Origin of the sequence: Maribacter sp. 4G9, from assembly GCF_002742265.1 — a bacterium.
Lineage (GTDB): Bacteria > Bacteroidota > Bacteroidia > Flavobacteriales > Flavobacteriaceae > Maribacter.
On sequence record NZ_MDGL01000003.1, the window covers coordinates 17748 to 30473 of the forward strand.

Below are 12726 nucleotides of genomic sequence, written 5' to 3' on the forward strand. Positions count from 1 at the left end.
TATTTATTTCTTACATTTAGGGAAAACCAAACCAACAAACTGTGAAATCCCTTTCAAACCTTATTCCCTATGTCATATTGTTTTTCTGCATGGTTGGATGCTCCGATCAAGAAACCTTTGACATCCTCATCAAAAATGGTCAAATCGCAGATGGTACTGGTCAGCCCATATTCATGGGCGACATCGGCATTAATGCAGATACTATTGCCGCAATCGGAAACCTGGAAAATGCCAAAGGCCTGCAAGAGATAGATGCCAGCGGGTTAACCGTTGCCCCTGGCTTCATCAACATGCTTAGCTGGGCTACCGAATCTCTTATTGTTGATGGAAAATCAGAAAGTGATATTCGTCAAGGAGTCACTTTAGAGGTTATGGGTGAAGGTTGGTCTATGGGTCCGTTAAGCGATGAAATGCGACAACAAGAACAAAGTAGCCAAAAGGATGTCAAATATCCTATAGAATGGACAACACTTGGAGACTATTTAGAGTTTTTAGAAAAACGAGGTATTGCTCCCAATGTGGCTTCCTTCGTAGGCGCCACCACTTTACGTGTTCATGAACTAGGGGAAGCTAACCGCCCTCCCAGCCCTGCCGAATTGGAAAATATGAAAGTCTTGGCCAAAACAGCTATGGAAGAGGGAGCTATGGGTATTGGTTCTTCATTGATTTATGCCCCTGCTTTTTATGCGGATACCGAAGAGCTGATTGAATTGTGCAAGGTCGCATCAGCCTATAATGGTATGTACATTTCCCATATGCGCAGTGAGGGCGACTATTGGTTGGAAGCAATTGATGAATTGATACGAATTTCAAAAGAAGCGAATATTCCTGCGGAAATCTATCATTTAAAAGCTGGCGGAAAAGACAATTGGGGAAAATGGGAATCTGCAATTGCCAAAATAGACTCAGCACGCTCTGCCGGACTGCAAATTACTACAGATATGTATAATTATACAGCAGGAGCCACAGGTTTAGATGCTTCTATGCCTCCATGGGTACAGGAAGGTGGTTATGGGAAATGGGCCGAACGATTGCAAGACCCTGCCATCCGTAAAAAAGTAATTGAAGAAATGAAAGCTAAAGGGGATGGTTGGGAGAACCTTTATTTTGCTGCCGGTAGTCCTGAAAAACTTATTTTAAATGATTTTAGAAATGATAGTCTTAGGTACCTTACAGGCAAAACCTTGGGAGAGGTTGCGAAAATACGGGGTACAAGTCCAGAAGAAACCGCTATTGACTTGGTCGTTCAGGACAGTAGCCGTGTTGGTACGGTATATTTTCTAATGTCCGAAGAGAATGTGAAAAAACAGATTGCCCTGCCCTACATGAGTTTTGGATCGGACGCGGCAAGTATTGCACCAGTAGAACCGTTCACCAATTACAGCCCGCACCCTAGAGCATACGGCAATGTGGCTAGACTCCTGGGCAAATACGTGAGGGAGGAAAAAGTAATTCCCTTGGAAGAGGCCATTTATAAGCTAAGCGGCCTCCCGGCCACTAATTTAAAGCTCAAAAAACGAGGCTTTTTGCAAGTGGGCCATTTTGCGGATTTGGCCATTTTTGATTCCAAAACCATTATCGACAAAGCTACATTTGATGAACCCCACCAATTTGCCGAAGGAATGGTACATGTGTTCGTGAATGGCGAACAAATTTTGAAAGATGGCGAACATACCGGCGCCACGCCAGGCAGGGTAGTTCGTGGGCCTGGATGGAAAGGCCATAACTATATTCAAAAACCAACCAAATGAAAAAATTAATAGTAGTATTCCTAATTGGATGCTGTTCTCAAATAGTTTTCGCCCAACAAAAGGCCAACAACAAAAAACTGGATGCCATGATTGTCGAGGGCATCAACGATTGGAAGGTACCCGGGTTGGCTGTCATTGTGGTTAAAGATGGTGAAGCGGTATGTCAAAAAACCTATGGGGTCAAGAACTTGGAGACCAAGGAGCCGGTTGATGAAAATACCTTGTTCAATATGGCCTCAACTACGAAAGCCGTAGTCGCCATTGCCTTGGGTATGTTGGTGGATGATGGCAAACTGGATTGGGATGATAAGGTAACGGACCACGTACCCTATTTCAAATTGTCGGATAGCTATATTACCGATGACGCCAGGGTTAAGGATTTATTGACACACAATCTAGGTATCGGCAATGCCGATGCCCTATGGACACTTGACAGTCTTAGTACCAAAGAAACGATCCAACACTTTCGGTTTGCAGAAAAAACCTATCCGTTACGCGGTGGATTTACCTATCAAAATATTATGTACGCCGTAGCGGGTGAGGTGATTGCAGCGGCCAGCGGAAAACCTTGGCATGATTTTGTACAGGAACGCATCCTTGATCCTTTAGAGATGAACCGTACACAGACCATAGCAGCCAATATTTTTAAGGAAGGTAATTATGTAACCCCATATTTAAACGATTCTGAGGACGGATTGGTAGAAGTAGATTACGGATTCTCGGACCAAATTGGTCCGGCTGGGATGATATGCTCAACCGCTCATGATATCTCCAATTACCTCACATTCTTGGTAAATGATGGTGTTTATAAACAAGACACTTTAGTACAACCAAAAACCTTCAAAAAATTATTCGAGCCCCATTCCTTTTTGGGTTCCACGGGAATCTACCCTACCAATGCCCTTACCAAACCGAATTGGAATACCTATGGTCTGGGATGGTTTCAACAAGACTATAAAGGGCATAAGTTGGATTTTCATACGGGAAGCCTTTTTGGTCTCGTTGCCATTGCTGGAATCATGCACGATAAAGACGTAGCGGTTTATGTTTTTGCCAATTTAGATCATGCGGAATTGCGACATGCCATATTATATAAGGCCATAGACCTTTATGCTTTTGAAGATAACAGTCGGGATTGGCATAAAGAGGTTTTCAATTTGTATGAGGGATTCAAAAAAGAAGGCATTGAAAAAGAAAAAAAAGAAGATTCAGAAAGAGTAAAAAACAGCAAACCGAGTCTACCGCTATCTAATTATGAGGGTACCTATACCAACCAAATGCTGGGTACAGCAAAAATTACTTTAAAAGATGGATCTTTGCAAATCAATTTTAATGACTTTATAACCTATACGACCAAGCATTGGCACTACGATACCTTTATCACCAATAAAGACCCCCGTTTTTACGAGAAAATAAAAGTCAATTTCGACCTTAACGAAGCTGGTGAGATTAGCCAGTTTCACATTATGAGGGAAAAATTTACAAAAGAAAAATAAATTTAAAATATCAGTCGATACAAAAAACAATGAAATGAAAAACTATACACTACTAATTACGCTTGTCTTCTCAAGTGCATTGTCCGCTCAAACAGATGCTGAAATCGCGGAGCAAACAGTCGATAAAAACGAAATTGAAGGTCATATCTATTTTCTGGCCGACGATGTCCTAAAAGGACGCGCCACAGGCTCTCCAGAACTAAAGATTGCCGCTTCCTATTTAGCGAATACAATGCGAGGTTATGGCGTAAAACCTCATCCGGCGAATGGCACCTCCTATTTTCAAACATTCAACCTAATGCAAACGGCACCACCAGATATACTTAAGGTTTCTATTAATGATGTGGATTACCCGCATACTATTGCGGTGAACGCAAAACCAACTGCACTTTCCGGTGATGCTGTTTATCTCGGTTATGGAACCGAAGATGATTACAAGGGAAAGGATGTAAAGGGAAAGCTAGTTCTAGTAAAAGCGGGCACTTCAGAATCCGCCGATGCCAGGGCTATTTATAGGGCACACCAAGAAAAGCAAGATTTAGCTATAAAAAATGGGGCTATCGGACTTTTGGAAATGACCTTGCTAGAAGAAGATTGGTGGTCACGAATGTCGCATTTCATGGGAGAAAGTGTTAAGATACCGGATGCCATGGCCGACCAAAACCAAAAAGATGGATTCATACATCTCTGGGTGAATACCACTTCGGAGAAACTTGAGGCGTTGAATACATCGAAACTTTCCTATTTCGTTGAAACCGATGGTAAAAAAGAGAAAACCCTTGTTACCCAAAATGTTATAGGCGTACTGGAAGGCACCGATCCCAAACTTAAGGACGAATACATCATGTACTCCGCCCACTATGACCATGTGGGTATCGGTACGCCAAATGCGGAAGGAGATAGCATTTACAATGGCGCGCGCGATAACGCCATCGGAACAACCGCTGTTTTGAGTATGGTGGAAGCCATCGGAAAATATCCTACAAAGCGATCTGCCATCTTTATATTTTTTTCTGGGGAAGAAAAAGGCCTTTTGGGCAGTCGGTACTATGTACAAAACCCCTTATTTCCCTTAGAGCAAATTGTTTATGGTTTTAATACCGATGGTGGTGGGTACAACAATACCAGTTTGGCAACCGTAATTGGATTGGATAGAACAACCGCTAAAAAACACATTGTTACCGGAGCCGCTACTTTCGGACTCGAAGCTATTGATGACCCCGCGCCCGAACAAGGCCTTTTTGATCGTAGCGATAATGTAAGTTTTGCCAGTAAAGGAGTTCCTGCGCCTACCTACTCCACTGGTTTTGATGCTTTTGATGACGAAATCAATAAATACTACCATCAGGCCTCCGATGAGGCCGAGAGTTTGGATTTTGACTATTTAGTAAAATTTTACCAAGGATATGTACTATCTGGAAGGTTGATAGCCAATGACCCGGAAACACCCTATTGGGTCAAGGGAGATAAATACGAGGCCGCTGGCAATGTATTGTACGATAAAGTTCCCAAGGCCCCAATGAAAAACTAATTAGTAACGACGATTACACTTTTATGAAAGGTTATTTGATTAAAATGATTGTTATTCTTCTTGTACTTTCCAGTTGCAAGGAAAACAACCAGAAAATTGAGAAATCCACTTTTGAACATACCCTTGGCGAAGGCCCCAAACCATGGACAAGTACTATTTTTGAGCCCACGGAAGACGATTTTACCTTTGCCATCATTTCGGATTTAAACGGGGGCGAACGTAGCGGAGTGTACAGCGCTGCCGTAGAACAATTAAATGCCCTGGACCCAACCTTTGTCCTGAGCGTTGGCGATCTCATAGATGGCGGAACTGAGGATACGCTGCAATTGGCCAAAGAATGGGATTCCTTTGAAAACAGGACGTCAAAATTAAAAATGCCCTTCTTCCATCTGGGCGGCAACCATGACCTTACCAACCCCACGATGCGTAGCATTTGGAAGCAACGTTTTGGCCCAAGATACTATCATTTTCTCTACGATAATGTACTCTTTCTTATGATGGATTCCGAGGATTACGAGGAACAGCGCATGGTGGAAATCTATGAGGCTCGTGCAAAAGCCCTAAAGGTCATCGCCGGGGAAATAGAAGGCGTGTATGAGGAGACGGAATATTATAGCATGCCGGAGCGTAAAATAGGTGGTATGAGTTTGGAACAATTTGAATATTTTAAAAAGGTTCTAGAAGAAAACCCGTATGTTACATGGACTTTTGTGCTCATGCATAAACCGCTTTGGCAACGTGAAGATGAAAAAGGCTTGAATCCCTTGGAAAATCTTTTGGCCGATAGACCCTACACCGTAATCAATGGTCATATCCACTCCTTTTCCCATAGGACAAGGAACAACCGAGATTACATCATTTTAGGAACTACGGGTGGTGGTCAGTCTGCCCAAGATTCTATGGCCTTTGATCATATTTCCCTAGTACGCATGGCCAAGGAGCCCGTAATCACGCACTTAAAAATGGACGGTATTTTGGACAAAAAAGGGGAACTACCGCCTGCAGGTGCACTGATTAATTAACACATGAATTAGAATTAAAATAAGTTTAAAAAAAATCGCCAATAAATGAAATTAGACTGTCAACTAGTACATGGTTATATCACTGTTTACGACTTCTATTCTAAAAATATGATGTATTTTAATCAATCAAACTAAAATAAAGTTTTTAGTAGTTTTTTACCAACCAAAAAATGCACTGATGAGAACTCCTACTTTTAAACATGTTCAAATTAGTATTATTAAGACATGGTTAAATAATCTTTGTATTTTTTTATCCATATTTATTTACCAAACCTCAAGCACCTATGGTCAAACAATATCCCAGCCTATAAAACATATAGACAGTATCATAAATCTTCCTATAGATTCTGCCTTGACCTGGATGCGGATAAATCAGAATGAAAATATTGACACCTATCAAGAAATTGGTTTAAATATATTAAAAAGGGCCCTGCAGAGTGAAAATCCATTGAAAATTGCCAAAGCCCATGAGGAAATGGCAAATTGGTATGGATATCATGGCATTTTTCCCCAAGACTCTACCATCTACCACGGTGAAAAAAGTTTGGAATATTATAAATTAACGGGGAACAAGACCAAGATAGCCGCCACGTACAGAACCTTGGCCATTGATTATCTAAGGGAAAATTCCCAAGACAAATCTCAAAACGTTCTTTTTAAAGCATTGGCATTATATGAAGAACTGAACGATGAGCAAGGTATGGCGGCCGTATATCGCGTATTAGGCGTATTATTGGGTGAAATGGAAAAGCCGCAGGAATCCATAAACTATGCAAAACAAGCCATTACGCTGTTTAAAAAAGTGGATGACAATACTTCCATAGCCATAGCTTATTTTGATCTCATAAAAGGCTATACGAAGCTAGGACAATTTGAAAATGCCTACAAAGCGGCCGATGAATGCATTAAGATAGTTGAAACGAAAGCCAAGGATGAAATTTTTGTCCTGGTCCGGGCCTATTCCTATAGAGGGGATATTTCTATAGCAACCAAGGATTATGACACAGCTTTAAGCGATTACACCAAGGCCTGGGAACTTTGTGTGGACCAAATTGGAGAGGAACGCTCTGCTACCTACCGTACCGAAATTGGAAATGCATTGCGACTACAGGGAAAGTACCCTGAAGCTTTAGAGAATCTACTTATAGGCATTAAAGCCTATGAGGAGGATGAAAACGAACGTATTTGGCCCCTTTATGACCAAATTTCTGACTGCTATTTGAATCTCAACGACCCGGAAAAAGCATTGTTCTATGTTGAAAAGTCGAGGAAGATACGCAACAAAATTTACGAGGACCAAATTAAAAATCTGGAGTCCGAAGCTTTAATTAAATATGAAACCGGTAAAAAGGATGAGGCTCTTGCCGCACAAACATTGGTATTGGAACAGAAAACCAGAGTGCAAAATTTAATTATAGGCATAGGCGCACTACTTTTGGTACTGCTAGGATCGGTATATTACTTTCTACGTAAAAGCAGAAAGGCAACCGCACAGATTACGGCCAAAAATGCAGAAAACGAGCTGCTTTTAAAAGAAATTCACCATCGTGTGAAGAATAATCTGGAAATGGTCAAAAGTCTAATTTCCCTTCAATCGGCCCAATTAGAGGACTCCGCTACCAAAGATGCCATGATCGCAAGCCAGAACCGCGTGCAGTCTATGGGCATCATCCATCAGAAATTATACCAAGGCACAAACTTGGGCAGTATTGAAATGAAAGATTATTTCATTAATCTAGGAGAAGGTATTCTAGACTCTTTTAATGCAGAGGACAAGGTAAAGATTGCCTGCGCCATGGATAATTTGGAATTAGATGTAGATACGGCGGTACCCATTGGACTAATCGTTAACGAATTATTGACGAATGCTTTAAAGTATGCCTTCCCAAAAAATAAAAAAGGAGAAATTGAAATTATGCTTACAAAACCTGATGTGGATACCTTAAGCCTAAAGGTAACGGACAACGGTATAGGAAAAACAACGGGGCAGCCCGCTCAAGGTACAGGTTTCGGTTCTCAACTGATACATTTATTGACGCAACAGCTCAATGGAAGTATGCAAGAGAAAATAGACAATGGCACTACCGTATTATTTGAATTTAAAATGGAAAAAGCAGCATAAATGGCAGTACCCATAAAAATATTGATCGTTGAGGATGAGATGATCATCGGTGCAAATATTTCCTTGCAGCTGAGTACTTTGGGATATGAGGTTACTGGAATCATTCCCCGCGGCGAGGAAGCGCTTATACATATCAATGAAAACCAACCTGATTTGGTATTGCTCGATATTAATCTTAAGGGGAAACTGGATGGTATTGAAACCGCCCTACAGATGCAAAAACAGCATACCATTCCCATCATATATTTGACCGCCAATGCAGATGAAGCCCATTTTAACAGGGCCAAGGTGACCAAACCGTATGCATTCATTTCAAAACCTTACAAAAAACTGGATTTACAGCGCGCTGTAGAATTGACCATAAACCAGATTCAGAAAGAGCAGGTTTCAGAAAACGAAATGACCAATAAGTCCTCACCTTTCATTTTAAGCGATAGTATTTTTGTACGTCATCACGAAAAAATGGTAAAAGTGGTAATTCAAGATATACTCTATATTGAAGCCGAACGAAACTATTGCAGAATACACTCCAAAAGAAAAGAATACCTTTTGGTGATGACCTTAAAGGATATGGACGAAAAACTACCAGACGAACATTTTTTAAGAATACACAGATCGTTCATCATCAATATTGCCCAAGTTGATGAAGTTGCCAATAGTCACGTTGTAATTTCAAAAAAGGCCATTCCCATTAGCAAAGCATTACGGGAAGAATTAATGAAGCGGTTACAAACCATTTAGATTTTCGTTTTCCGACTACTATTCCCCTAACCTTCTTTCGATAAATAAAAGACGGGGTTCGGACAAAAAAACATATCCTCTATCCTAACCCGCTAGTGTTTTTACTTTAATATCAATTTCTTAGAGATTGATAAAATGAATTAGTAACAAAACACTAGAATTATGAAAAAACTTATTTTAACCACTTTCGGACTGCTATGTATAGGGTTTGTTTATGGACAACTACTGCCCAACCAAAAATCGGAGTTAGCCATCAATCAAGAGAAAAACTTAATATCCAGTGCTGGCATACGCGACATAAATCAGCACGGAAGCCTAAAAAGAATCAACAATGAAAATATTCAATATTCCGTTAAAGCCAGTGTAAAAGCGGATTTCGACGGAATAATAAACCAGGCCTTTGATCTCATGCGGTATCGAGTAGACCTAACGCCACTCGCTGCCTATCCAATCCATTTTTACTTTGTAACGGAAATACCGAAGTCCACCAGGGTGAAAAGTTCGAGTATTCCTTGGGCTTATGGATTTTATGAGGACCTCATAAATTCTGGAGTGGTTTCCTACACTAGATTGAACCCTTATAATTTCGATCAAATAGACCCTAGAATAGTCATTAGGGTGCCCAAAAGAAATTTAGATCAGGAAGTGCTTATTGGAAATATCCTTAAGGGAATTGGGCGAATATTGAACGAAGTTTTAATAGGGGCGGATAACTACTGGAGCAGCGCTCACCAAAATAGAGATTCAAACGTTGCTGCAGCAGTAAAATGGGGAAATCTTTCAAATTATGCGGCCAGTTCTCCAAGAACTTTTATCAGTGAGTATTTTGCAATATGGGTTACACATGAAGAAATTAATAAAGTTCCAAATCAATCCGATAGGCAACTCCTATCTGACAAATATAGGAGATTTAACGGCCCTCCTATTGGATAATTCCACCAAATCCATATTTGAAAATCACACCATACTATTGAATACACCTTTTAAAGAACAAATCATGAAAAATATATATCACAGTATCTTGAGCATACTCATGTTAAGCTTTGCAACAACGATGCAAGGTCAAGAAAAAATTCAGGCACCAAAGGTTCAATCTGTTAAAATTAGCAATACAGATTCTTCCACGCCCATTGGTCATTTTCAGGAAATTAGTTTGGGCATCTGGGAAAGTGTAATAAATGGTCAAAATAAGAAGTATGAAGAACAAGACCGGGATGAATGGTCCATTTACCTAAAAGACTATGATACAGATGAGGCCGTAAGCCTAAACCTTTGGTTGAACAAGGTAAATTATAACGGAGTTACAAAATATGTTGTTGTGGACACAAGTTCCGATGCAATAATGGACAAGCCCACGCCAATAACGGCTATCCCACAGATAACATCGGTATCCCAGACATCAGCTCCCAATAATATGGGGGAACAAGCAATTGCGGTTCCAAATGCTACCGGATCGAATAATAGTGATACCAATAAGACCGATATCACCGACTATATAAAAAACTTAAATTATGATGCACGGACCTTATTGGCCGTTCCTGCAGAAGGAAGTTTTGAAACACTGCCTCCTGGAGGAAAGACCGAAAGAAAGCCCTTTGGGAATAAGGTTATCAAGTGCGTTAAGAAACAAAACAAAACAGATGAGACCTTAAATAAAGTTTCTATTTTAAACCCAAATGCGGGTGTTGTATATCCGGGGGCTTTAATTTTAGGAGACAAAAATTTAGCAGAAGGCATGCCTACGCCAATAACACTACCGAGGGCTTCGGTAGTTTTAACTGTTGACCTACCTGGAATGGCACAAGGGATAACCATTGAAGATCCAAAAAACTCAACTATTCAGAATGGAATTGTTAGTATGTTGGAAAAATGGAATCAAAACCCTAAATCACAAGGATATATAAATCCGGCAAAGTTTACGAAAAGGGTCAAGAAGGCTTATTCTTCAGAACAATTAGCCGTTGAACTTGGGTTTAGTGTTGATTGGGCTGGCAATAGTGCATCTGCATTAATGAAAGTGAACACGAATTCCGAAAATGAAGTAACAGTAGCTTTCTTTCAACAAGTTTTTTACACTATCACCATGGACGCTCCTCAACGTCCCTCGGATGTTTTTGATACTTCCAAAGTCACACAAGCAGATGTAAGTGACGTTTTTAGCAACCAAAAGCCTCCCGCATATGTGAGAAGTGTAGATTATGGTCGAGTGGTTATGGTAAGAATGGAAACAACTAAAAAGGCTACAAAATTCGAGCTTGAAGCTGCTTTAAAATATGCAGTCGATCCAACTACTACAATTGATATTGATATAAAGTCTAAGTATGACGGTATTTGGGAAAATTCCACCTATACCGTATTTGCAATGGGAGGCAGTGCGGATATAGCCGGGAAATTCGTAGCTGGAAATGATATTAAAGGATTACAAGAATTAATCGAAACTGATGCGGTTTATTCCAGAAATAATCCGGGCGTTCCTATTGCCTACACGGTTGCTTGGTTAAAAGATAATGTTTCAGCAGGCATTAAAGTTAGTTCGAATTATGTGGAAACCGAATGTACGGAATATGATAATGCAGAAATCAAATTAGAACACGCGGGGGCGTATGTTGCAAGGGTAACCGTTCAATGGTCCGAACCTGATGCCAATGGGATATTGCAACCTAAAAAAGAAGAATTTGGGGAACAGACTGCTGGATGGACAAAAACCATGAACTTCCCCGGTGACGCTGTAAACATCAATATTAATGCGGAAGCAGCCACTGGGTTGGTTTGGGCTCCTTGGGGAGAAATAATGAATAAAACCTTACCCGGTCCTTCCAATTGTACTTATAAAATGTATGGCACCACCTTGGACCGGAGGTTTGAGGAAAAGGACTGCAAACAATAGTACTTACTAAAAACAGGTAGATGAAACCTAAAGGACAACGTTGGATGAGGTATTCCGTAATTTTATAATTTGATTGGTGTTTTTCATTTTATTAATCAGATTATGGATACCTAAATTATTCATACTACCTGTTTGTTTATAGATTCAATTAAAATATAACCCGAAAATAATTTCGGGTTTCTCTTTGAACTCACAGACATTTTAACCAACTTATTTTCAATATCTTTAAAAGGTTTCTTCTAATAAGGCAAATCAAATGGGACTAACCAATTTCTCTTTGACTTTTAAACGGTCTTACTATTACATTGAAAAACTGTTTAGTTTTCAGCAGCTAGGGTTTAGCCCTACTCTTTTGCTAAATTCTCAAATGGAAAGAGAAAATTCAGGTTTTGTTTTATGCGTTAATTCAAATAGCGATAACCATCCAACAACCTATATATGTTTTAATAGAACTGACCCTGAGAAATGATCAAATTCTTTCGAAAAATCCGCCAGCAGCTACTTAGGGAAAACAGGTTTTCCCAATACCTGCTCTACGCGATTGGTGAGATTGTACTTGTGGTCATTGGTATCTTAATAGCCTTACAGATCGACAATTGGAACGAAAACCGAAAACTCGAGGCAAAAACCCAAAATTACTATAAACAAATACTGGAAGACCTGCAAAAGGACAAAACATTTGCAACGCAAACCATTACAAAGTTTGAGTTGCAGAGAAAAGCCTATCAAGACTACATCGACAAATTCAAGTCCTCACAATTCACCTTGACATCTATGTACGAGGAATTATTGGACCTGAACGCAGAATCCTATGCATTAAACTTCAATACCAGTACCATAGAATCGCTCCAAAACAGCGGAGAAATAGCACTAATTCCCCCTCTTTTAAGGAATAAGTTACTAGACCTTAAACGGATGCAACAAAAAATAACCCTGGACGAGAGCTTGGACAATAGGGCAAAAACCGGTGTCACCGAGCGTATTAGTATGCTCATTGGTGGAAAGGACGGTCAAAGTGAACCACTAAAAACGGATTAAAGTGAGCATAGCAAACTAAGTGCTCAAAATCGATTCCATTGTGGTTAAATTTACTATTTATTTATTTGTTTTTTACGCATTGATTCTCCCTTTATATTGATTCTATGTGCGGTGTGAACCAGTCTATCTAAAATGGCA

Annotated in this window: 10 protein-coding genes; 9 read left to right on the forward strand and 1 reads right to left on the reverse strand. The window is 40.1% G+C overall.

Translation table 11 applies throughout. From position 1 onward, the window contains the following. Positions 1-41: 41 nt before the first annotated feature. From BFP75_RS00090 to BFP75_RS00125, 9 genes are all read left to right on the forward strand, one after another. Complete coding sequence (locus tag BFP75_RS00090) at positions 42-1751, forward strand: N-acyl-D-amino-acid deacylase family protein (RefSeq protein WP_240531643.1); 1710 nt, start codon at positions 42-44, stop codon at positions 1749-1751. Next, entirely contained in the window at positions 1748-3247 is a 1500-nt protein-coding gene (locus tag BFP75_RS00095) for a serine hydrolase (protein ID WP_099542451.1), read from the forward strand. Before BFP75_RS00090 ends, BFP75_RS00095 begins: the two co-directional genes overlap by 4 nt. Positions 3248-3281: 34 nt before the next feature. Further along, on the forward strand, positions 3282-4778 hold the full coding sequence (locus tag BFP75_RS00100; protein WP_099542453.1) for a M28 family peptidase: 1497 nt from the start codon (positions 3282-3284) through the stop codon (positions 4776-4778). Between the two features lie 44 nt (positions 4779-4822). Next, positions 4823-5800 (forward strand): metallophosphoesterase family protein, encoded by a 978-nt coding sequence (locus BFP75_RS00105; RefSeq protein ID WP_240531644.1) that lies wholly within the window; start codon positions 4823-4825, stop codon positions 5798-5800. 178 nt (positions 5801-5978) lie between these two features. Next, the gene (locus BFP75_RS00110) at positions 5979-7922 is read left to right on the forward strand and encodes a sensor histidine kinase (protein ID WP_206073444.1); all 1944 of its coding nucleotides are present in this window, start codon (positions 5979-5981) and stop codon (positions 7920-7922) included. Further along, positions 7923-8663 (forward strand): LytR/AlgR family response regulator transcription factor, encoded by a 741-nt coding sequence (locus BFP75_RS00115; protein ID WP_099542458.1) that lies wholly within the window; start codon positions 7923-7925, stop codon positions 8661-8663. Positions 8664-8825: 162 nt separating this feature from the next. Then, the gene (locus BFP75_RS21610) at positions 8826-9596 is read left to right on the forward strand and encodes a hypothetical protein (RefSeq protein ID WP_165776506.1); all 771 of its coding nucleotides are present in this window, start codon (positions 8826-8828) and stop codon (positions 9594-9596) included. Beyond that, positions 9508-11550, forward strand: a complete 2043-nt coding sequence (locus BFP75_RS00120) for a thiol-activated cytolysin family protein (RefSeq protein ID WP_165776507.1) — start codon at positions 9508-9510, stop codon at positions 11548-11550. Before BFP75_RS21610 ends, BFP75_RS00120 begins: the two co-directional genes overlap by 89 nt. Before the next feature lie 465 nt (positions 11551-12015). Continuing rightward, entirely contained in the window at positions 12016-12588 is a 573-nt protein-coding gene (locus BFP75_RS00125) for a DUF6090 family protein (protein ID WP_099542462.1), read from the forward strand. Positions 12589-12641: 53 nt separating this feature from the next. Here BFP75_RS00125 and BFP75_RS22200 read toward each other — a convergent pair whose 3' ends face one another. Next, positions 12642-12722, reverse strand: a complete 81-nt coding sequence (locus BFP75_RS22200) for an ATP-binding protein (protein ID WP_262497583.1) — start codon at positions 12720-12722, stop codon at positions 12642-12644. Positions 12723-12726 lie beyond the last annotated feature (4 nt).

What these genes read in the sequence shown, in the direction of transcription:
- BFP75_RS00095 (WP_099542451.1), top strand. Translation starts at nt 1,748, where the DNA reads ATGAAAAAATTAATAGTAGTATTCCTAATTGGATGCTGTTCTCAAATA.
- BFP75_RS00100 (WP_099542453.1), top strand. Translation starts at nt 3,282, where the DNA reads ATGAAAAACTATACACTACTAATTACGCTTGTCTTCTCAAGTGCATTG.
- BFP75_RS00105 (WP_240531644.1), top strand. Translation starts at nt 4,823, where the DNA reads ATGATTGTTATTCTTCTTGTACTTTCCAGTTGCAAGGAAAACAACCAG.
- BFP75_RS00110 (WP_206073444.1), top strand. Translation starts at nt 5,979, where the DNA reads ATGAGAACTCCTACTTTTAAACATGTTCAAATTAGTATTATTAAGACA.
- BFP75_RS00115 (WP_099542458.1), top strand. Translation starts at nt 7,923, where the DNA reads ATGGCAGTACCCATAAAAATATTGATCGTTGAGGATGAGATGATCATC.
- BFP75_RS21610 (WP_165776506.1), top strand. Translation starts at nt 8,826, where the DNA reads ATGAAAAAACTTATTTTAACCACTTTCGGACTGCTATGTATAGGGTTT.
- BFP75_RS00120 (WP_165776507.1), top strand. Translation starts at nt 9,508, where the DNA reads ATGAAGAAATTAATAAAGTTCCAAATCAATCCGATAGGCAACTCCTAT.
- BFP75_RS00125 (WP_099542462.1), top strand. Translation starts at nt 12,016, where the DNA reads ATGATCAAATTCTTTCGAAAAATCCGCCAGCAGCTACTTAGGGAAAAC.